Origin of the sequence: Bacteroides sp. AF29-11 (genome assembly GCF_003602895.1) — a bacterium.
Lineage (GTDB): Bacteria > Bacteroidota > Bacteroidia > Bacteroidales > Bacteroidaceae > Bacteroides > Bacteroides uniformis.
The window spans coordinates 26,943-50,376 of record NZ_QTLY01000006.1; the positions used below are offsets into that span (position 1 = coordinate 26,943).

At 46.2% G+C, this 23,434-nt stretch carries 14 protein-coding genes; 5 read left to right on the forward strand and 9 right to left on the reverse strand.

Features of this window, described 5'->3' with window-relative positions; genetic code table 11:
- Nucleotides 1-3: 3 nt before the first annotated feature.
- The 3 genes from DWZ03_RS11135 to DWZ03_RS11145 all read right to left on the reverse strand — a co-directional run bounded on the left by DWZ03_RS11135 (nt 4) and on the right by DWZ03_RS11145 (nt 5,225).
- A complete protein-coding gene (locus tag DWZ03_RS11135; RefSeq protein WP_009037145.1) occupies nt 4-3,360 on the reverse strand; it encodes a TonB-dependent receptor in 3,357 nt (1,118 codons plus the stop codon).
- A gap of 18 nt (nt 3,361-3,378) precedes the next feature.
- Nucleotides 3,379-4,554 (reverse strand): FecR family protein, encoded by a 1,176-nt coding sequence (locus DWZ03_RS11140; protein WP_120130030.1) that lies wholly within the window; start codon nt 4,552-4,554, stop codon nt 3,379-3,381.
- Nucleotides 4,555-4,658: 104 nt separating this feature from the next.
- A complete protein-coding gene (locus tag DWZ03_RS11145; RefSeq protein ID WP_117688890.1) occupies nt 4,659-5,225 on the reverse strand; it encodes an RNA polymerase sigma-70 factor in 567 nt (188 codons plus the stop codon).
- Between the two features lie 467 nt (nt 5,226-5,692).
- Here DWZ03_RS11145 and DWZ03_RS11150 point away from each other — a divergent pair, with 467 nt between their 5' ends.
- The 3 genes from DWZ03_RS11150 (at nt 5,693) to DWZ03_RS11160 (ending at nt 9,700) form a co-directional block, all read left to right on the forward strand.
- Entirely contained in the window at nt 5,693-7,084 is a 1,392-nt protein-coding gene (locus DWZ03_RS11150) for a PTS galactitol transporter subunit IIC (protein ID WP_005823931.1), read from the forward strand.
- Nucleotides 7,085-7,111: 27 nt separating this feature from the next.
- Complete coding sequence (gene kduI, locus DWZ03_RS11155) at nt 7,112-8,068, forward strand: 5-dehydro-4-deoxy-D-glucuronate isomerase (protein ID WP_005823932.1); 957 nt, start codon at nt 7,112-7,114, stop codon at nt 8,066-8,068.
- Nucleotides 8,069-8,209: 141 nt separating this feature from the next.
- The gene (locus DWZ03_RS11160) at nt 8,210-9,700 is read left to right on the forward strand and encodes an MFS transporter (protein WP_034523103.1); all 1,491 of its coding nucleotides are present in this window, start codon (nt 8,210-8,212) and stop codon (nt 9,698-9,700) included.
- 321 nt (nt 9,701-10,021) lie between these two features.
- Here DWZ03_RS11160 and DWZ03_RS11165 read toward each other — a convergent pair whose 3' ends face one another.
- The 6 genes from DWZ03_RS11165 to DWZ03_RS11190 all read right to left on the reverse strand — a co-directional run bounded on the left by DWZ03_RS11165 (nt 10,022) and on the right by DWZ03_RS11190 (nt 19,520).
- Nucleotides 10,022-13,453: a DEAD/DEAH box helicase gene (locus DWZ03_RS11165; protein ID WP_165859862.1), complete on the reverse strand. Its 3,432-nt coding sequence runs from the start codon at nt 13,451-13,453 to the stop codon at nt 10,022-10,024.
- Nucleotides 13,453-14,274, reverse strand: a complete 822-nt coding sequence (tatC, locus tag DWZ03_RS11170; protein ID WP_005835227.1) for a twin-arginine translocase subunit TatC — start codon at nt 14,272-14,274, stop codon at nt 13,453-13,455. Before tatC ends, DWZ03_RS11165 begins: the two co-directional genes overlap by 1 nt.
- Nucleotides 14,275-14,459: 185 nt before the next feature.
- Nucleotides 14,460-14,675, reverse strand: coding sequence for a twin-arginine translocase TatA/TatE family subunit (locus DWZ03_RS11175; protein WP_005823939.1), 216 nt, complete (start codon nt 14,673-14,675; stop codon nt 14,460-14,462).
- Between the two features lie 111 nt (nt 14,676-14,786).
- A complete protein-coding gene (locus tag DWZ03_RS11180) occupies nt 14,787-17,303 on the reverse strand; it encodes a bifunctional UDP-N-acetylmuramoyl-tripeptide:D-alanyl-D-alanine ligase/alanine racemase (protein ID WP_120130035.1) in 2,517 nt (838 codons plus the stop codon).
- The gene (locus tag DWZ03_RS11185; RefSeq protein WP_009037151.1) at nt 17,279-18,268 is read right to left on the reverse strand and encodes a GSCFA domain-containing protein; all 990 of its coding nucleotides are present in this window, start codon (nt 18,266-18,268) and stop codon (nt 17,279-17,281) included. Before DWZ03_RS11185 ends, DWZ03_RS11180 begins: the two co-directional genes overlap by 25 nt.
- A 154-nt stretch (nt 18,269-18,422) precedes the next feature.
- Nucleotides 18,423-19,520: a hypothetical protein gene (locus DWZ03_RS11190; protein WP_120130160.1), complete on the reverse strand. Its 1,098-nt coding sequence runs from the start codon at nt 19,518-19,520 to the stop codon at nt 18,423-18,425.
- A gap of 572 nt (nt 19,521-20,092) precedes the next feature.
- Here DWZ03_RS11190 and dxs point away from each other — a divergent pair.
- Both dxs and trkA read left to right on the forward strand, forming a co-directional pair.
- The gene (gene dxs / locus DWZ03_RS11195; RefSeq protein ID WP_120130038.1) at nt 20,093-22,000 is read left to right on the forward strand and encodes a 1-deoxy-D-xylulose-5-phosphate synthase; all 1,908 of its coding nucleotides are present in this window, start codon (nt 20,093-20,095) and stop codon (nt 21,998-22,000) included.
- 88 nt (nt 22,001-22,088) lie between these two features.
- Nucleotides 22,089-23,429, forward strand: a complete 1,341-nt coding sequence (trkA, locus tag DWZ03_RS11200; protein ID WP_009037154.1) for a Trk system potassium transporter TrkA — start codon at nt 22,089-22,091, stop codon at nt 23,427-23,429.
- Nucleotides 23,430-23,434: the final 5 nt, after the last annotated feature.

A 23,434-nucleotide genomic window follows, 5' to 3' on the forward strand; every position in this document is an offset into this window, starting at 1 on the left:
AGGTTAGAAATTCAAATTAAGACCAAAAGTTACTGTTTTCAAAGGAGGTGTTCCCCAGCCGGCTGTACCTGCACTGACTGATTCCGGATCATAGAAATCGTAAGCCGCCCAAGTCCACAAGTTGTTGGCAGATGCGTAAAGGCGCAAGCTGTTTACGCCGATTTTCCGGGTCCATGTTTTAGGAACGGTCACACCGAAAGTCAACGTTTTCAGACGGATAAAGTCCGTGCTGTGCAAGCGGCGGGTAGTGGTAACGCCATTCATGGCTACCGCCGGCTTCTCTATAAACACTTCATATTTACTGATATCTCCCGGTTGCTTCCAATTGTCACGATAATAGGCCGGAATATTAAGAGTAAAGTCCTTGCCGCCATGTTCTGTTTTCTGTGCCCAGTTATCATATCCATAAGCACCGAACTGATAAGAGAACATGAAGCTCAAATCGAACCACTTGTAACGCAAAGTATTAGAGAGACCACCGGTCACATTGGGCTCGGCATGTTTCTTCAGAGGAATGGCTTTGGCATCCTTGTTATTCTCTGTGATTTCCTTAATATAGTTTCCATTCTCGTCCACGTCGTTGGTATAGAACTGAGGTGCACCGGTCTCGGGGTTGATTCCGGCAAATTCTATCATGTAGAATGTACGGTAGGACTTGCCAATCATGTGAATCTGCGAGCCGCTGATAATCTGGGTCTGTTCGCCGTCCAGTTTCACAATCTTATTCTTGTTGTGCGAAAGGGTGAAAGAGGTAGACCAGTCAAAGTCTTTGGACACAATGTTCTTGGAATTGATTTCCAATTCCACACCCTGGTTCTTCACCTCACCGATATTCATCAGATAGGAACTGAAACCGGTAGTCATAGATACGGGACAGTCCATCAAAAGGTTCTTAGTGGTACGGGTATAGTACTCCAAAGTGAAGTTCAAACGGTTGAAGAAGCCGAAGTCCAGACCGATATTCAAGTTGTAATTCGTTTCCCATTCCAAATCCCTATTTTCAATCTGCGACTGAATCAATGCGGGATTCTCCATATAGCCGCCACTAAGGCTCGTCAAGCCCATATAGCCGTATAAGTCGGAGGGCAACGTACCATTCACACCGTAGGATGCACGGAGTTTCAAATCGGTCAGCCATTTGGACGTGGGTTTCATGAAATCCTCTTCGATAATACGCCATGCTCCTGAAACAGACCAGAAACTTCCCCAGCGATTATCTCTGTGCAAACGTGAACTGCCATCCATACGATAGCTCCCACCCAGATAATACTTGTTCTTGTAGTCATAGTTGAGACGGGTGATGTAAGAAACCATTCTTGACCTCTTGGAAGAACCATCTATGCTCTCCAAAGTCTGCCCGTTGGCAATGTCATTCTTTATCGGAGTCAGGAAGTTAGTAGCATATCCCGACAAGAAATCATTGTACTTGGAATCGATTTCATATCCGACAAGGGCATCCAAATTGTGGTCCTTTTGGATAGTAGTCTTGTAAGTCAACTGGTTTGACCACACCAACTTGTTATATTCACTATATGCCTTTTCGGCTCCACCATTATTCTTCTCACCGTCGGAGGTACGGGAGTCTTTCCATTCCTTACCCTTACTGATGTTATAGTCATAGCTCAAAATAGACTTTAACTTCAAGTCCTTGATAAATTCATATTCGGCATTAATCGTATTGAACATACGGGTAACATACTCACGCTGGTAATTGTACTCCTGGGCAAGAACGGGATTTCTTCTTGACAACGAAATCAAGTCCTGGTTATAGCTTCCATCCTCATTGTAAACCGGATCTGAAGGCGTCAATTTGCTTACGCTGGAATAGAAAGGAGCTGTATAACCGGTTCCTTCACTATATACATCCTGATTCAGATTGGTAAACATGATGTTGGCACCGAATTTCAATTTATCCGTAGCCTGAAAATCAACATTCAAACGTCCGGTAATTCTTTCCAGACCCGATGTTTTTACAATACCCTCTTGGTTGAGATAGGACAATGAAGAATAGTATTTGAATTTGTCGGTTCCTCCGGATATGGAAGCCTCATAACTGGAATGGTTTCCTTTCTTGAACAGATAATCTCCCCAATCCGTATAGCCGCACCAGGGAACCGGAGCATATTTGTCGATATTCTTATCAGCATAAGCTATGGCATCCGCATCCGATTTGCCGCTGCGCTGTTGTCCAAGCACCATACCATTGTATATGTATTCGCGACGTTCTGCTCCGCTTAAAGTAGGACGATAATCCATAGCAAAGTCACTGAATCCCCAATCGGCTTTCAAACTGATAGAAGCCTTACCGGTTTTACCTTTCTTCGTCGTAATCAGAACCACACCATTCGCAGCGCGCGAACCGTAGAGTGATGCAGCAGCGGCATCCTTGATAATCGTAATATTCTCAATATCCGAAGTGTTGACGGTTGACATGGCATCCAGACCACCATCCGAACTGATGGAGTTTATCGAACCGGAAGTAACGGGCACTCCATCAATAACATACAGCGGAGAGTTGGAGGCATTGAAAGAGCCCATACCACGAATACTCAAAGAAGCTGAAGAACCCGGCTGGCCGGAAGCAGAAGTAAACTGTACACCCGTAGCATTTCCCTGCAACAAATCCTGGAAAGAAACGGAAGGCACATCGGCAATCTTTTCATTCTTCACACTGGCAGCCGAACCCGCATAAGCAGATTTCTTGAATGTACCGTAACCGGTTACAACCACCTCTTCCATCATATTTGCATCCGGCACCAATACAATCTTCAATATCTTACCCGAAGTAGCTTTCACTTCCTGACGAACATAGCCAACATAAGAGACAAGCAAGGTAGCCGATGCATGCTCCACCTTGATAGAGAAACCTCCATTCAAATCGGTAATCTGGCCGTTTGTAGTACCTTTGACCAAAACATTGGCTCCAATGACGGGCTCACCGGTCTCATCCACCACTGTTCCGGAAATAACATTAGCTTGTTCTACTGCCTTCACAGCATTCACTTCATTGGCTGGACGGATAGCAATGGCCCCGTCTTTTACGACATAAGCCAATCCGCTATTCTTAAGACATTCATCCAGCACTGCTGCGATTTTTCCATTCGTGACCCTCAAATTACGTACCTTGACATTCTTTACGTCATTTGTACTATAAATGAAAGTAAAATCCGTCTGGCGTTGAATTTCCCATAACACGTCACTTAAAGTGGCGTCCTGCACATTTACAGTAACTGTTGTCTGGGCAAACGCCGTATTGGCGGCCTGCACAAAGCCAATCATAATAAAACTGAAAAACAGGAATGTAATCCACATACGTTTACTACCTTCCCAAAACCTGGTGTAGCTCTGTTCCTTAGTCATAATTAAATTATTAAATGGTTATTTATAGAATATAATAGTTTTACCGTTGATTTTGACATGTATGTTTTCCGTCGCTTCCAGTAGCTCAAGGAAAGGAGCTATTTCCTCATAACGGTTCACATAGCAACCGAAACGCAGGTTCTTTAAAGCTTCGTCTGAATAGTCCACTTCAATATTATACCACCTTGAAAGGATTCTCATAATATCTTCCAGCCGTTGATCTTTAAAATTAATTTTTCCCTTCACCCATGATGTATAGAAGGCAGTATCTACTGTACGCACTTGTATATTCCCGCTCCCGGGAATTAATGATGCCTGCTGTGAAGGTTTTAAGACAAGGCTCTGTCCCTCCCCGGTGTCCACCTTAACAGAACCACTGACAAGAGTCGCCTGATATTCTTCACCCGGATAGGCCGAAATATTGAAAGTTGTCCCCAACACCTCAATCTGCATACCTTGAGTCGATACAATGAAGGGATGACCGGTCTTATTTACTTCAAAATAAGCTTCTCCCGCCAATTCCACTTCCCGCTTCCCAGCTTCGAAAGTAAGCGGAAAACGTAGACTGCTCATTGAATTCAGATGTACTTTTGTACCATCATTCAGAACAAGTGTATACTCACCGCCTTGAGGCACTTCAATTTTATTATATGCCAAAGCAGACTGCCCAACCTGCCCGTCTGCAGCGCTGTAGTTCAAGGTCGTCGAATCTATCTGTATTTGTTTACCAGCCAACTGCAACTGCCGCCCATCGGCATTCTCATCCAGATAAACCGTTTCCCCATTATCCAATGTAAGAATAGCTTTGGCTCCACCCGGCAGTATTTGCTGGGCAGCCAATAATTGATTGCCATCCATGACATGGGGTACAGAAATATCCTGAAGTGCAAAAACCAATATCAGCACCGGTGCAATAAAAAGAGCAACGTACCGTAACAGTTTCAAATGTCTCCTTCTGAGCTCCATCCTCTTGATACGTGTTTCGACACCTTTCCATCCAGCTTGCGAATCAAACTCCATTTTACGAATTTCGTGCTGTGCATAATATTCATCACTACAAATCTTTTGGAAAAGCTGCTCATGGCTTTTGCTCTCTTTGCGCCATTTATCCAAAAAACGGTTTTCTTCCGGTGTTACTTCACCGGATAGGTGCCTGGAAATAAGATGAGCTATATGAAAGTACTCTTTTATCATAATTTGGCATGTTTTAGTCTATCTTTAATGATAATACAAGCCAAAATAAAAACATGGTGAATCGATAAAGACTTTTTTTTGAAAAAATAGAAAAAAATGTGCTTTTAGATAAATAACAGAAGGCAATAATAATAATCGGTAAGGAATGCACGAAGCTTTTTATAAGCCACTTTTTTAAGAGTATGTACCGTTTCGGGAGAGACATTGAGACGCTCTGCTATTTCTGCATTCTTTTTACCTTCCAAAGCCAACTGCATGATGGCTCTCATTTGGGTAGGAAGTTTCTCTATAGCTTCTGACAGAATCCGGAAAGTCTCTTCTTCCACAATCGCATCACGAAAAAAAGCATCTGCTTTTTTGGCTATAATCTTTTGCTCGTATTCATGAGCTACCTTCGAATGCTCAAGTTCGTTCAAGGCATGGTTACGTACGGCCGTATAAAGAAAAGCTTTCACCTGATGAAGATAAAAGAAATCGTCTCTTATCTGCCACAACTTGGCAAATACGTCTTGTACTATATCTGCTGACATATCCGCATCCTCCATGTATTGGAACGCAAAAGAACAAAGCGCCGCATAATATTCCTTAAAAATATTATGAAACTCTTGCTCATCCAGCTTAATGCTTACAACAGAACGAGACTCATCCTTTTTTATCAGATTTAGCGCCATATTTATGCTTTTCGGGCGCTAATATAGTTAAATTTTCAGAATATAACCAATATAACTATCAATCCTCTAAATCTTTTCCCCATAAATCAATATCGGATGGAGCTTTCCATAAGCTCCATCCGACCAATAGTCCTATTGCCAATAAAAAAATCAAATATATCATTATAGTCCGGTTTGTTTCAATGTCTTATAATAACACAGTAAACTGGATTAAAGTTCACTCCACCCAAAATTGTTGTTTTTCCTATGTATACTTTTCAATGCAGAGAGTGTACTATTTGGTTTTCGTGTACGAAAACGAGCAATTTTGTGCACGATAACGACCAATTTCGTCCAAAATTGTCCCATTTACTAAATAATTATGCTTTTCGAGTTTGATTAATTGAGAAAAGGTCTTATTTTTGACCCGGTTTTTAATTCATACTATTGCAAAAACAAACTCAATTACCTAATTAAATCACAAGAGAATGGAACAAGTTTTCGGCTATATCATCGGCTTAGGAGCAGCAGTGATGATGCCTATAATCTTTACAATTTTGGGAGTATGCATCGGCATTAAATTCAGTAAGGCGCTAAAGAGCGGTCTGCTGGTAGGTGTCGGTTTCGTTGGTCTGTCAGTTGTCACTGCGTTGTTGACCAGCAGCCTCGGTCCTGCTCTGAGCCAAGTCGTTGAAATTTACGGTCTTCAGTTGAAAGTATTCGATATGGGATGGCCTGCAGCTGCGGCTGTAGCCTATAACACATCGGTGGGTGCATTCATCATTCCGGTATGTTTGGGAGTAAATCTTCTGATGTTATTAACGAAAACGACCCGTACGGTCAATATCGACCTTTGGAACTACTGGCATTTCGCATTTATCGGCGCAGTCGTTTATTTTGCCAGCGACAATATCTGGTGGGGCTTCTTCGCCGCTATCATCTGCTACATCATTACCCTGATTATGGCCGACTATACCGCCGACAAATTCCAGGGATTCTACGACAAGATGGAGGGTATCTCCATTCCCCAGCCTTTCTGCGCAGGTTTCGTTCCATTTGCCGTAGTCATCAATAAAGCATTGGACAAAATCCCCGGTTTTGACAAATTGAACATCGATGCGGAAGGCATGAAGAAGAAATTCGGCTTGCTGGGTGAGCCTCTGTTCCTGGGTATTCTGGTCGGTTGCGGTATCGGTGCCTTGTCTTGCAAGAACGGTCAGGAACTGGTAGACAAGATACCTTATATATTAGGTTTGGGTATCAAGATGGGCGCCGTAATGGAGCTGATTCCGCGTATCACCGCTTTGTTCATCGAAGGCTTGAAGCCTATTTCCGATGCGACCCGCGAACTGATTGCCAAGAAATTCAAAGGTGCTGTCGGCTTGAACATCGGTATGAGCCCCGCATTGGTTATCGGCCATCCTGCAACGCTGGTGGTTTCCCTGCTGCTGATTCCCGTAACCATACTGCTGGCTGTCATCCTGCCGGGTAACCAGTTCCTGCCTTTGGCGTCGCTGGCCGGAATGTTCTACCTCTTCCCGCTGGTACTGCCCATCACGAAAGGAAATGTAGTAAAGACATTCATCATCGGACTCGTTGTACTGACCATCGGTCTTTATTTCGTAACAGACCTCGCCCCCTATTTCACACAAGCAGCCCACGATGTATACGAGAAGACACAAGATGCTGCCGTGAATATCCCTGCCGGATTTGAAGGCGGCGCACTGGATTTTGCATCCAGCCCCTTCGCTTGGGTCATTTTCCACCTAACCTACTCGTTGAAATGGATAGGCTCCGGTATCCTTGTATTATGCACATTGTTCCTGATGATTATGAACCGTCGTGCTATTATCAAATACCAAAAATCAATCAAAAATTAAAAGTTAAAAATTAAATAGTAACAAATTATGAAAAAGTTAGTACTTGCATTTATGATGGGAGCAGCTGCCATGGCAGCCAATGCCCAAGTGAATTACAAAGTGCAGACCGCCTGCCATCCGCAGGACGTGAAGCATTATGACACGGAACTTCTACGCAGCAGATTCATGATGGACAAAGTCATGGCTCCAGATGAAATCAACGTAACCTACACCCTCTACGACCGATTGATTTACGGTGGCGCTATGCCGGTGAACAAGACATTGAAGTTGGAAGTGTTCCGTGAACTGGGTCCGGAAATCACTTACTTCCTCGAACGCCGCGAACTGGGTGTCATCAATACCGGTGGTGACGGAGTGGTTACTGTAGACGGTAAGGAATACCCCATGAAGTATAAGGAAGCCCTTTACGTAGGCTGCGGAAATAAGGAAGTAACCTTCAAGAGCAACGACGCTACCAATCCCGCCAAGTTCTACATCAACTCGGCTCCGGCCTACAAGCCCTATGTTACTCAGCTGATTACTACCGATGCCAAGCTTCAGAAAGCCAACCCCAAGAAATATGCACTGGGCATCTCCGACCATTATGGAAAAATGGAAGACAGCAACGACCGTATCGTAAACCAGCTGATTGTGAAAGATGTACTGGAAAGAGTGAAAGACGGCGGTACCAACCAGTTGCAGATGGGACTCACGGAACTGGCTCCCGGCTCTGTATGGAATACCATGCCTGCCCACACGCACACTCGCCGCATGGAAGCTTACTACTACTTCAACCTGAAACCCGGCAACGCTATCTGTCACCTGATGGGCGAACCGCAGGAAGAACGTTTGATATGGCTGCACAACGAACAAGCCATCACTTCTCCCGAATGGTCCATCCACGCTGCTGCCGGAACCAGCAACTATACTTTCATCTGGGGTATGGGCGGTGAAAACCTGAAATACAGCGACAAAGACGAAATCAAATACATCGATATGAAATAAAGTTGCCCTGCAACGTCCGATAGGCATGGACTTAAATAATCCATGCCTATTTTTGTCATTTTCTACATCCTTTTTACTCAATATTACACCTCGAACAACACACAAACCCCTACATTTGCATCAAAATATAAATCTATTATCATGAGTACATTTCAAAACACCGCAGGGCGGATGACCAATTACCGTTGGATTATCTGCGCCATGCTATTCTTCGCGACAACCGTCAACTACCTCGACCGCCAGGTTCTTTCATTGACCTGGAAAGATTTCATCTCCCCCGAATTCCACTGGACCGATACACACTACGGCTACATCACAGCTATCTTTTCCATTGTCTATGCCTTAGGCAATCTGTTTGCCGGACGTTTCATCGACTGGATGGGAACGAAGAAAGGGTATTTATGGGCCATTGCCGTATGGTCTATCGGCGCTTGTATGCACGCCCTCTGCGGACTTGCCACAGAAATGACCCTCGGCATTGAAAATGCCGCCAACATGATTAGCGCTACCGGTGCATTGGCCTCTACCATAGCCATCACCAGCGTTTACTACTTCATTGCCGCCCGTATCATACTGGGCATCGGTGAAGCAGGAAACTTTCCTGCCGCCATCAAGGTGACTGCCGAATATTTTCCAAAGAAAGACCGTGCCTTCTCCACTTCCATATTCAATGCCGGCTCTACCATCGGAGCACTGATAGCCCCATTGTGTATCCCCACCCTGGCCCGCTACTTCCAACGCATGGGCGTGGGCAACGGCTGGGAAATGGCTTTTATCGTTATCGGCGGATTGGGTTTCATCTGGATGGGACTGTGGATATTCATGTACAAGAAACCTGATGAAAATCCACACGTAAACGCAGCTGAGCTGGCATATATAGAACAAGACAAAGACAATGAGGAGGATAAAAAGGCGACTACTCCGACAACCAAGGATGAAAAGAGCATTTCTTTCCTGCAATGTTTCAAATATCCGCAAACCTGGGCTGTATTTTTCGGCAAATTCATGACTGACGGTGTATGGTGGTTCTTCCTCTTCTGGGCACCCGCATACATTTCGGACGTTTACGGATTCTCCTCAGATACTCCCACGGCACAGATGCTTATCTTTGTGCTCTATGCCATCACGATGTTGTCCGTCTATGGCGGGAAATTGCCCACTATCATTATCAACAAAACCGGTAAGAACCCCTACGCCGCACGCATGCAGGCCATGTTCATCTTTGCACTGTTCCCGCTATTGGCATTGTTTGCACAGCCATTGGGCAACAAGGAAGTATTTGGCGAACAAGCCTATTGGTTCCCGATTATCATCATAGGTATTGCAGGCGCTGCCCATCAGTCCTGGTCGGCCAACATCTATTCTGTGGTAGGTGATATGTTTCCCAAGAGCACCATTGCCACCATTGTGGGAATCGGAGGTATGGCGGGCGGTATCAGCTCATTCCTTATCAACATGAGTTCCGGTTTGCTGTTCGACTATGCCGACAAGACACAAATGGTATTTCTTGGATTCCAGGGCAAGCCTGCCGGATATTTCATCATCTTCTGTGTATGTGCAGTGTCCTACCTGATAGGCTGGTGCATCATGAAGGCACTGGTTCCGAAGTACAAACCGATTATAGTGGACTAATCAGAAGTCTCTATATAGATATTCAGAATCATGCGGAGTTTGCAAACTGCATTACATGCCTTGCAAACTCCGCACAAAAAAAGCCTTTTCTCACGAAATGGCTTTTCTTCGTTCAATTACAGTCAAAAACAAAAAACTGTAAATGGAACACAATTTAAGATGAAAAAAAGGGAAGTCTCACGACTTCCACAATTCTTCTAACCTTAAATCTAAATCTCTATGAAAAAAACGTGATGCAAAGATAATGGTTTATCTCACACAGCGTTATTAATAAACTCTATAAAGAAGCAGAAAATATTTAAGATTTACTAAATAAGACGGTTACGAATGGCAAACTACAGACAAGAGCTCGGCATAAATAGGATTAAGTTTCAATAGTTGCGGCACTCCTGTCATAAACATCTGCCTGCGGGCACGAGTAAGGGCAACATTCAATTTCCGGTCAATCCGAGTACCGTTTTCCTCCGTCATATTTGCCAGAAACTTCAACTGATAAGCCCGGTTCACACAGAAAGAGTAGATAATAACATCCCGTTCGCTACCTTGGAAGCGTTCCACGGTGTCTACCAATATATCCTCCAAAGGAGCAATACCCAAAGCGGCAATCTCTTTCTTAATCAAGGCTATCTGACTGCGATAAGGAGTGATGACACCTAAAGTGACAGCCGGGTTGAAACCGGAAACAGCTGCATACTGCCGATAGATAGCCGCTGCCAACCGTGCCACAATCCGCGCCTCCGAATGGTTCATCTTGGCCGACTGTGCCGGTGGTTCGACTGCGGCAGGCAGAAAAGCGACACGACGAGTCAGCAAGCCGGCAAACTCACAATCACACAGCTCAGGAGCAAGAGTCAGCTCTCCCTGCTGGTGCGGCAGACCAACCGGTTCCAACAGACCACCGTAAAAAGCCCGGTTAGGAAACAAAGCTACCTCGATATTCATACGACCCTGACGGCAGAGCATGTCGTAGGAGGGATGAGGGATAAAAGATGAAGAATGAGAGGTTGATGCCTGGCGATTGGCACTTTCCTTGGAGAGATTCCTATAAAGGCGTTCGAAAAGGGAATCTTTCAAATTATACAATCCGATAGCCTGCAAAGCTTCGTCACACACTTCCGACTGCTCGGACGACTGCAAGACCACTGCGGGTAGCTGCTTATGGTCACCTATCAAAATAAATTTGCCGATGGCATCCGCGCCTGCGGGATTGCGGGTACAGAGTAACCCCAGCAGTTGTGGTTCCAAAATTTGGGTAGCCTCATCCACAATCGCTACATCAAAAGTCTTCAACCGGAAAAGTTCGGTCTTGGAAGAAAGCGTGGCAACCGTACCGACAAAAACACGGCAACGGGCAATGCGCTCCTGCACCTGCCGCCGAGTGGCACAAGATTCCAACACATTCTCAATCAGATACGGGCGGAATGAGTCATCGCAAGACAACTCACTGCCTAAACGGATAAAGTCTATTTCAGGCTCAATGGAAGCCAGCGCCTTACTGATTTCATCTACAGCACGATTGGTATACGAAAGCAGTAGAATCTGTTTCCCCTCCCGGTAAAAGGCTTCTACCATGCCCCGCAGCGCGCGAGAGGTCTTGCCGGTACCCGGCGGACCGATTAAAAGGAAATAGTCGCGGGCAGCCTGCGCTTTTAGAATAATCCGCGAAAAATCATCCGGAACGGTCGCAATACCAGTATCCAAAGAAGCATCGAACTCGGGAGGGCGCTGCCCCAACAACAAATCACGCCGTCTTTGAGTGGCAGAAAGGAAAGCGGAAAGTCCCAGATACATGCTACGAAAGGAGGTGTCCATATAGTCGTGCTCTATGGCATAAAGGCTAGCAGCAGGCAATACACCCGCATTCTGCTGAGTGGCACGAAGACGGATACAGACCTCGTTATCGGATATGCGCTCTATATTACCTTTAAACACCATCTTGTTGGTAACGTTGTCGGTATCCGTATTCCGTTCGTAAAGAACCACCGCATCACCCTGACGGAAATTGGGCAGAACCCGCTCCTGCCGGGAAGCAACCATTTGCTTCGTTCTGAGTGACAAATACGGTTTATGCGCATCTGCCGCATGATTCTCGCAAATAGCCAAATCGTACAGAATTTCACCTGCCTCACATTTCTCAGCCAGTGTGGAAAGCCAGAGGGCGGCAGCACCGGTACGTCCTTCATAATCCACATCTCCAGATTTGGAGGTATAGAGTTCCTTGGTTATAAAGTTATAGAGCGTATAAAAATAGCTTTGTTCCAACGACGAAAGCGAACGGATGCGTTGCGCTACGGCATCGATGGAGGGGCAAAGGAAGCGTTTCCACAAGGTATTGTCCAAACCGCGCTCATTCAAGGTATCCGGATGGATGTCTTTCAGGCGCTCTGCCGTATACTGTGGGCTATTCCGTAACTGGATGCCATATTCATTGGCTACAATCCGGTTACGCACATCCATCACACGGCGCACCATTGCCCACGAAGGACGTGCCGGATAAAGCAACGGATAACGGGTATAGAGCAGGTAGGCCTTTACACGTCGATGGTCCATTCCCATAGAATACTCCAACACAGCCTGATAGAGCAACATCTGTACCTTATTGTTTTCTTTAGGCTCCACCTTACCACGGATGGAATACTCGTCCGCCTTACCGGACTTCATTTCAATGAACGAGGTCATATCCCGCTGCATGTAGTCCAGACGCCCTTGCAAACCCAATGCTTCACAGATGTAAGAGGGTTCCAGCACGGCATCAGTCCTATCGAGTTCATAGCCGGATGCACGGAATGTTTCTGTCACCGTCCGGTGGATATTGTCGAAATGGCGCTTGCAATCGGAAAAGAATTCGGCTTCCTTCTCCCGGTCGCGCAGGTCGGCACATGCTGCCAGCTCGATGGGATAAGAACGGAAGGCCTTCTTCATGCATGCCAAATAATCGGGTGCCTCCTTGGCATGAATCCATTCGTCCAGAAAGAGGTTGGCAATATTACCCAACAGTAACGGACGGGTATTGTCTGGCGACTGGAGCCGTGCCAGAATATAGTTGGCAGGATGATGCCCGTAATCCTTGAAGCATTCGGCAAGCGAACTGATGTCTATCAAGTAATCGGGCTCAAGTATAATAAAGGAAGGGGTGAGTATACCGACTTCGTCCACCGTAACATCCAGCAGATTGACCTGGGCATGCCGCCACAGAATCCGGCAGGTTTCTGCAAACTCTTCATTAATCTGAGGTACATTATAACGGACACGCAACGGCTCATCGGCCACAGTGTCTACGGGCAGTACATATAAATAAGTATCATCGGCATACTGAAAACAGACGCGCATGCGCTTTATCCGCTCTTTGACAGGCGGTGCCACTATATAGGTGGCATCCGCACGGGGTAGCAGGCGATAAAGTTCGGCAGGTATCTCCTCCCCCGTCAAGCGCTTGACAAAGAATGCCAGTGTCTTGGCATCACGCAACAACTGTTCACGTTGCGGTTCCGCCTGGCGGTTCAGAATAGCATTGGAGGTCAGCCGGAAGGTATGCAGACGGTTCTGTTCCACGGTGGAAAGTCCGACCTTCGAAGCCACGAAACTGATACGTGCAGAAAGGTCCGTCATCTGCAAGCTGCCGTCGGGCATCTGTGTACGGCACAAACGCTCCAGCAACTCGCGCAATTGCCGATAGGCCACGTCCAAGGAGATTTCCTCAACGTGGCAGGCTTCCAGCAATATACTAAAATATTCCTTTACTTCACAATCCATCATTCCTCTGTCTCCACTTCTTCCGCTTCATCATCAGTCTTTTTATCCTTTATCATCAGGATACTCAACTCATAGAGCAGATAAAGCGGCACCGCCACTACTGTCAAGGTAAACGGGTCACCGGTCGGAGTAATGATGGCCGAGGCAATAACAATGATGACAACAGCATGACGGCGGTATTTCCGCAAAAAGGTCTTGTGCACCAGTCCCAGCAGGGAAAGCAGCCATGTCACCAGCGGCAGTTCGAATGCCAGTCCCATGCAAAGCACCAACATCATGAAATTGTCGATGTACGAGTTCAGGGAAATTTGATTCTCGATGGCTGCGCTCAATTGATAAGTGGAAAGGAAACGCAATGTCAGCGGATAGACCATAAAATACCCCAGCAACACACCGATAAAGAACATCACCGTACCTATACCCAGCGCTTTCCTCACCCCTTTACGCTCGTTTGGATAGAGTGCAGGGCTTACAAAGCGCCAGATTTCATAGAAAATATAAGGAGCAGCCGTTACCACCGACATCCAGAAAGCGGTAGACATGTGGACAAAGAACGGTGCGGCAAGATTGATATTGACGAGCTTCACATGAAACTCCTGGGTAAAGAATTCATCCTGCAAGTCCAGTCTCTGCCCTATCCAGCGCAGCAAGTCATAGAAAATGAAGTCGTTATGGCAAGGAGCCAATATCACATTGTCAAACAGATAAGGCATGGCAATAAAATAACCGATAGCCAATACAAACCACACACCGAGTACACGAAACAACACCCGGCGCAACTCGTCCAAGTGGTCCCAAAAGGTTAGTTCTTTTTCTGACATAAAGGGATTTACTATTTGACAATTTACTATTTACTATTTGGGCTGCGCTGTGGGGATTTACTATTTGACAATTTACTATTTGGGCTGCGCTGTGGAAAAGGCAACAAGCCTACCCATACTCCTGAACTTCTCAGAGTATCAAATAGTAAATAGTAAATTGTCAAATAGTAAATACCCTTGTTCCTTTATTTCTTTTCAGCCGGTTTATCCAAATCTTCCTGAGCCTTGTTTATCTCTTCTTTGGCTTCATTCACGCCATCCTTGAAGCTCTTCACTCCTTTGCCCAAACCACGCATCAATTCGGGAATTTTCTTACCACCAAACAACAGTAAGATGACCAATGCAATAATTATCCATTCGGAACCGCTGGGCAGAAAGCCTAATAAAAGTAAGTTTGTCATAGTTATATCTGATTAATTATAGTGCAAAGATAGGAAAATTAAGGATTAGGGATTAAGGATTAAGGATTAATTTTATCGCAATCCCTAATCCCTAATCCCTGCCCCCTATCTTCAGTCTTGATAATAAATACGTTTTACCCGCGTAGAAACGCTTGTCAACACCTCATAAGGAATAGTTTCGAGTACATCGGAAAGAACGGTTATAGGCAGATGGTCACCAAAAATTTCCACACTGTCACCCTCCTTGCAATCAATGTCCGTCACGTCAATCATACAGACATCCATGCAGATATTCCCTACATAGGCTGCCCGTTGGCCGTTTACAAGACAATAAGCATGTCCATTTCCAAGATGGCGGTTCAGGCCGTCGGCGTAACCGATGGGAAGAGCCGCTATACGCGACGGACGGGTGAGATGCCCTTTCCGGCTATACCCCACCGTATCCTCTTCGGGAACATCACGTATCTGGAGGATGGTAGTCTTCAACGTGCTCACATTATTCATAATAGAATTGTCTATGGGATTGACACCATAGAGGCCGATACCCAGGCGCACCATATCGAATTGCGCCCCGGGGAAACGCTCGATACCTGCGGAATTGCAGATATGGCGAAGTATCTTATGCGGAAAAGCCTCCTGCAATTCCATGGACGCTTTCTCGAACATTTCTATCTGCCGGCGTGTAAAACTGTCGAATTGTTGCGAATCGCTCCCTACCAAATGCGAGAAGACGGAACGGGCAATCACGGCATTCTGTCCCTTCAGCCGCTCTATCAGCCGGGGCATGTCCTCCGGAGCAAACCCCAGGCGGTGCATACCGGTATCCAGCTTTATGTGGATGGGGAAGTTTGTGATACCTTCCTTTTCCGCTTCTTTAATCAAAGCGTCCAGCAGATGGAAGCTATATACTTCGGGCTCCAGCTTGTAATCGAACATGGTCTTGAAAGCAGTCATCTCAGGATTCATGATAATGATGTTCGCAGTGATGCCCGCTTTACGGAGTTCGGAGCCTTCGTCGGCAACCGCCACGGCAAGATAATCGACATGATGTTCCTGCAAGGTCTTGGCTATCTCGTAAGAACCTGCACCGTAAGCGGAGGCTTTCACCATGCAGACCATCTTTGTTTCCGGCTTCAGCTTGCCACGATAATAGTTCAGATTGGCAATCATCGCTCCAAGATTAACCTCCAGAATGGTTTCGTGCACCTTCTTCTCCAATACTTCCGTCAAGGAGTCAAAACCGAACTTACGTGCACCCTTAATCAGAATAATTTCGTTTTCAAGGCGAAGTTCCCCACGCTGAATGGCACGTATCAAGGCCGCTGTATCCGGATAAAAGGTCTTCTCTATATTAAAGCGTGCAGCGCAGGAAGATATTTCATTTCCTACACCTATGATGCGTTCAATGCCACGGCTGTTTACCAGCTGTGCCACTTGTCGGTAAAGTGTCAGCGTGTTCTGACCGGTCTCCAATATATCCGAAAGAACCAAAGTCCGCCTCAATCCCTTACTTTGCGAACGACGGTAAAGAAAATCGAGTGCAATATCCAATGAGCCAAGGTCAGAATTATAACTGTCGTTAATCAACAGACAGTTGTTTTTTCCCTCCTTGACTTCCAGCCGCATGGCGATGGGTTCCAGCCTTGCCATACGTTCTGTAATCTGTTCGGCAGGAAGCATCAGATAGAGGCATGCGGCCAGGCAGTTCAGCGAATTCTCGATGGAAGCATCATCTATGAACGGTAGAGTAAACGTATTGTCCATATCCAGATAGCGATAGGAAATGACAGTACAGTCATCCCGTTTCTCCACCTTACTTATATATAGAGGACGTTCCATATCTTTCCGGCTCCACGCAATCTCACGTGCAGACAGCATGGACTTCGCCACACAGTTGCTGACGAACTCATCGTCACCATTATAAATCACTACATCACAATTCTTGAAAAGCGTCAGCTTCTCCATGCATTTCTCCTGCAACGAGAAGAAATTTTCCTGGTGAGCCCCTCCTATATTGGTCAGGATACCTATGGTAGGCTTGATGATGTTCTGCAAAGCACGCATTTCCCCCGGCTCGGAAATACCGGCTTCAAAAATAGCAAGTTCGGACTGTTCGTTCATCTGCCACACAGACAAAGGCACTCCAATCTGGGAGTTATAACTGCGGGGAGAACGGATAATGGCACGTTCCGGACTGAGCAACTGGTGCAGCCATTCCTTCACAACAGTCTTACCGTTGCTTCCCGTAATACCGATGACCGGTATCTGGAACCGGTTCCGATGCTGTTCCGCCAGTTTTTGCAAGGCTTTCAGCGGGTTGGGAACAATGAGATAATTAACAATTGACTGCGCATCATCACGCTGCATAGCATTGTCAATTGTCAATTGTCCATTGTCCATTAATCTAAAGCTTTCTTCGCTAAGCACAAAATTACGTACTCCACGGGCATATAAATCTGCAATATAGCGCGCACCGTCATTCCTCTTGGTGGTCAAGGCAAAGAATAATGTTTCCTCAGGAAAATTCAGGGAACGGCTGTCAGTGAGCAGCCAGTCTATGGTAGCCGGCGCGTTTCCCATACGCCGTGCGCCAATACTTTCGGTTATGCTTTCAATCGAATACGACATATTTCTCTCTCTTTTTGGAAATCTAAGTACGGGTATTTTCCGTTAAGTTGGTCTATTTTTAACACAATTTGTCCTAAAAAACGCTTATACTCTTCTGAAGCGGGATAAAATGGCTTATGTGACAACATCTTACGGATATTTTCACTTTCTTCCATAATCCGTAACGCATCGGCAGAGATGCACGACCGGGTAAACCGTTCCCAGACATAGCGAATGGCTGTTTCGGAAGGATGCACCATGTCTTCTGCATAGAAGCGATAGTCACGAAGCTCGTCGAGCAGCAGCTCATAAGCCGGAAAATAGAAAACATGTTCCGGGAAAGTGGCTTGCAACTGGTTCACGGCAAGTAGCAGGGTAGCTTTACTGAGCTGGTTGGCATGCATTCCGTCACGCACGTGGCGGATGGGGCTGACGGTGAACAATACTTTCAGCCGGGGAATCCGCGCCAGCAAGCCAGAAAGCAAAGAGGTGTAGTCAGATACTATTTCACAGACAGAAAGCATACGGCGGGTAAAGCAGGACTCAGGTTGCTTATGACAATTGGCAACTACAGTTCCCGTCTTTTTATTTTCATAAACCCAGGCAGATCCGAAAGTCAGCAGCAGACAATCCAACCGGTCCAGCCTTTCATGGGCGCTTTTCAAACGCCCGTTAATACCTGCCAATGTTTCCTCTGCAGAGACTGAGGAAAAGCTACCATGATGCATGGCACTGTGCCAAAGTTCATGAAAGAGGAAAATATCGTTTTCATTGTAGCATCTGCCCGCAATGATTTCACGCAATGCCGCAGAAATGGAAAACGGATTATAAAGCACACCATAAGGATTGACGTCACAACGGAACTTGGCATCCGCCAGCCTTTGCCCCATCTCGGACGCAAAACAAGAACCCATCAGCAACAGATTATTCTCTTGCGAAAGAAGGGGCATACTGGAAACTACTTCTACAGGCGTATAAAGATTCATAAGTTCGAAATAAATAAACCATTCACTTTCTCTGAAAAAATGATGTACCAACTGCTTGCTACGCCACAAAGATAGTAAATTTCAATATAAAAAAGGCAGGTGATATAACCTCTCATTATATCATCTGCCTTAAATAAAAATACTATATATTCTATTAATACCAATTAGCCGTAGGATCAGCCACCCAATCTGCAAAACCTGGATATTTATCATTAATAGCCTGACGCTCAGTAGTCCATTCATATCTTGTCTCTACACGTATCTTCTGCGGAGCTTTGCCAATCTCTGCTTTCAGTGTATATACTTCAGCATTTTGGCCTTCCACTTTGATATTTACGGCACCGGTACCGTTAACTCTGTACATCAGCGGAGCCTTAGTTGCCCCAGCACCTGTATTTACCATTGTAGTATTAGAAACGCCAAAGAGTCCATGAACTTCACGGCTATCACCGCCTACCTCAATATACAAAGGCAAAGTACCACCCGCAGCCTGCAGGGTAATGATAGTTGCTCCTCCATTGGTCGCTACATCAAACACGACATCGTTGAAGTCAAAATCATCACTGTCTCCAAGGTCTTCTGCTATGATTCTGTACGCATTCGTATATACGGCCGGAGAGATCTTCACAATCCAATCACTATAATATCCATCTGCAGCCACTTGTTGATTTGGGTTCTGTCCGGTAGCTTCAAAGTCAAATCCCACATAATAAGCACCCTCAATATATTGTATAGTATAATTATAGTGCATTTTACCATCCAGAGAAGCCCTATAGCCAAAAGAAGACGTTCCACTATTCTGCATTAGCATTATAGCCCCCTCAGTAGCATTAAAATTATTGATATGGTCATCTGATGCCGCAACCAAAAAATCCATATTAGAGTGTGAGCCACTTACATGTTGAACAAAAAAGTCGGTCCAATCCCCCCCAATGGATTGTGGATTCCGATATGTTTTAAACCATTCCGTAACCACTTCTTTTTCTGTAGCCGTAACACTCCCCGGTACTTCCGTAAAATCTTTCCATTGATTGCTATTAGTGTTAGCAACACGCGTTGTCGGTGTTACCCCAAATCCCCAATCCTGATCAACTGCAATTTCTCCATACCTCTGCACAAAAGCCGATGCATACTGTGCCTCTTTCTTAGCTGCCGCCTTTTCCGGGTTGAACAGATCGCTATCAGAACCGCAAGCGGAAAAAACCACTACGCCCATAATAGCCAAAATTCCAAAGTTGAGCTTTTTCTTCATATCATTCATTGTTTATTCATTTAACAATTCGTGATTACACCCCATGCCGACACATATTACAACTAAGAATATCATTATATACAACTCAAAATTGTATAACATATTGATAAATAGGACATATTCTACTTCGCAAATATACATAATACTATATCAGATAACAACCAAAATCTCAAAAAAGTTGCAATAAATAATTTATTAAGTTGCATTTTTCAACAAACATTAAATTTAAAGCATCTCTTATCATAGATGCACACATACGAGAGTACAAGTCAATCTTTGAAAGGATTAATATCTTTGCCTACCAAAATTAAATCATTCCTATATGGAGAAAAAATCGTTCCACCATGGTGGAACGATTTTTCCCCTAGGATGGAACAATATTTTCTCCATGGAGGAACGATTTACCATCAAGTATCTTTTCCCTTAACCATAGGCAGGCTGAACGAGAAATGTGGCGTATGCAAAGAGAAAGTAAAAACCGAAGTGAACAAAAGAGGCTTTTTTTCCTTCTAAAACTTCCCGTCATCCGTTTTCTTTTGCTATTTTTGCATTTTGTAATCTTCAGATCAGAAATGAGAACAGAACCAACAACATATAACTTGCTTAACACCATTACATTTCCCGAGGATTTACGCCAACTCAGCGTAGAAGAGCTTCCTGAAGTCTGTAAAGAATTGAGGCAAGACATTATAAAGGAGGTTTCGTGTAACCCCGGACATTTCGCTGCCAGCCTGGGCACGGTAGAGCTGACCGTTGCCTTGCACTATGTATTCAATACTCCGTACGACCGCATAGTCTGGGATGTAGGCCATCAGGCGTACGGGCACAAGATACTGACCGGACGCCGTGAAGCATTCTCCACCAACCGTAAATTCAAGGGAGTTCGTCCTTTTCCCTCACCAGAGGAAAGCGATTATGACACATTCACCTGCGGACATGCGTCAAATTCAATCTCCGCCGCCCTTGGCATGGCTGTTGCCGCTGCCGAAAAAGGCGAAAAGGACCGCCATGTAGTGGCCATCATCGGCGACGGAAGCATGAGCGGCGGCCTGGCTTTCGAAGGACTGAACAACGCTTCGTCTACCCCTAACAACCTTCTTATCATTCTCAACGACAATGATATGTCGATAGACAGAAGTGTAGGCGGCATGAAGCAGTACCTTTTCAACCTGACTACCAGCAACCGCTATAACCAGCTGCGCTTCAAGACATCCAGACTGCTGTTCAAAATGGGACTTTTGAACGAGGACCGCCGCAAAGCGCTGATTCGCTTCGCCAACAGTCTGAAATCAATGGCCGCCCAACAGCAGAATATCTTTGAAGGGATGAACATCCGCTACTTCGGCCCTATCAACGGACACGATGTGAAAAACATAGCCCGTGTCCTACGGGACATCAAAGATATGCAGGGACCGAAAATACTGCATCTGCACACTGTAAAAGGAAAAGGATTCGAACCTGCCGAGAAGAATCCCGATATCTGGCATGCACCGGGCAAGTTCGATCCGGAAACCGGAGAACGCCTCAAGGTGGACACCAGCAATTTGCCTCCGCTTTTCCAGGACGTGTTTGGGGAAACGCTGGTAGAACTGGCAAAGGAAAATCCGAAAATCGTCGGAGTAACCCCCGCCATGCCCACCGGCTGCTCCATGAACAAGCTGATGGACACCATGCCCGACCGTGCCTTCGATGTGGGTATTGCCGAAGGGCATGCAGCCACTTTCTCGGGCGGTATGGCTAAAGAAGGAATGCAACCTTTCTGCAACATCTACTCCTCCTTCATGCAGCGGGCATACGATAATGTCATCCATGACATCGCCCTGCTCCGCCTCCCCGTCGTACTTTGCCTGGACCGCGCCGGACTGGTAGGAGAAGACGGACCGACACACCATGGAGTTTTCGACCTGGCCTATTTCCGTCCGATTCCCAACCTGACCATATCTTCACCGATGGACGAACATGAATTGCGCCGCCTGATGTACACGGCACAGTTGCCGGACCAAGGTCCGTTCGTCATCCGCTATCCCCGCGGACGCGGCGTATTGCTGGATTGGAAATGTCCGCTGGAAGAAATCCCCGTAGGCAAAGGGCGCAGACTGAAAGAAGGCAAAGACCTGGCAGTCATCACCCTCGGTCCCATAGGCAACGTGGCCGCACGTGCCATAGAGCGTGCGGAGAAGGACAAAGGAATCTCCATAGCCCACTACGACCTGCGTTTTCTCAAGCCGCTCGACGAAGCCCTGCTGCACGAGGTAGGACTCAACTTCCAGCATGTCGTCACCATAGAAGACGGTGTCAAAAAAGGAGGAATGGGCAGTGCCGTACTGGAGTTCATGGCGGACAATGACTATATTCCCCATATCAGGCGTATCGGTGTACCCGATGCCTTCATAGAACACGGCACCATACAAGAGTTGTATCATCTTTGCGAAATGGACGAAGAAGGAATTTATACATTATTAATTAAGAATGAGGAATGAGGAATGAAGAATTCAGCTACGCGATGCAAGCACGCCGCATGGCAAATTCTTCATTCTTCATTCCTCATTCTTCATTTCCATAAAGAAAGTGAAAATAATTATTGCAGGTGCCGGCGCAGTAGGCACACACTTGGCCAAATTGCTGTCCCGCGAGAAGCAGGACATCATTCTGATGGACGACAACGAAGACAAGTTGAGCACACTGAACTCCAACTTTGACTTGATGACGGCTACGGCCTCCCCTACCTCCATAAAAGGCTTGAAAGAAGTGGGAGTGGGAGAGGCAGACTTGTTCATAGCCGTCACCCCCGATGAAAGCCGGAACATGACCGCATGCATGCTGGCAAACAATCTGGGAGCACAAAAGACCGTAGCCCGTATTGACAACTACGAATACCTGCTGCCCAAAAACAAGGAATTTTTCCAGAAGCTGGGCGTCGATTCACTCATCTACCCGGAAATGCTTGCCGCCAAGGAAATCGTGTCCTCCATCCGCATGAGCTGGGTACGCCAATGGTGGGAGTTCTGCGGAGGAGCCTTGATACTGATAGGCACCAAGATGCGCGAAAAAGCCGAGATACTGAACATCCCCCTCCATGAGTTGGGCGGACCGGAGCTGCCCTATCACGTGGTAGCCATCAAACGGGGAAGCGAAACACTGATTCCCCGTGGTGACGATACCATCAAGCTACATGACATCGTATACTTCACCACCACACGAAAATACGTCCCCTACATCCGCAAGATAGCCGGCAAAGAAGATTATGCCGATGTGCGCAACGTAATGATTATGGGTGGAAGCCGGATTGCCGTACGCACCGCCCAATATGTCCCGGACTACATGCAGGTGAAAATCGTGGACAACGACCTGAACCGCTGCAACCGCCTGACCGAGCTGCTTGACGACCGTACCATGATTATCAATGGCGACGGACGGGATATGGACCTGCTTGTGGAAGAGGGACTGAAAAATACGGAAGCCTTCGTTGCCTTGACCGGCAACTCGGAGACTAATATCCTGGCCTGCCTTGCCGCCAAACGCATGGGAGTCAGCAAAACCGTAGCGGAAGTGGAGAACATCGACTACATAGGCATGGCCGAAAGCCTTGACATCGGCACCGTCATCAACAAAAAGATGATTGCTGCCAGCCACATCTACCAGATGATGCTGGATGCGGACGTCAGCAACGTGAAATGCCTGACCTTTGCCAATGCCGATGTAGCGGAATTTACCGTTAAGGCCGGCTCGAAGATTACCAAACATCCGGTAAAAGACCTCGGCCTCCCGAAAGGAGCCACCATCGGCGGACTTATCCGCCAGGGGGAAGGCGTTGTGGTTATGGGTAACACCCTGATACAGCCGGGTGACCATGTAGTGGTATTCTGCCTGAACATGATGATTAAGAAAATCGAAAAATACTTTAACTAATTGAG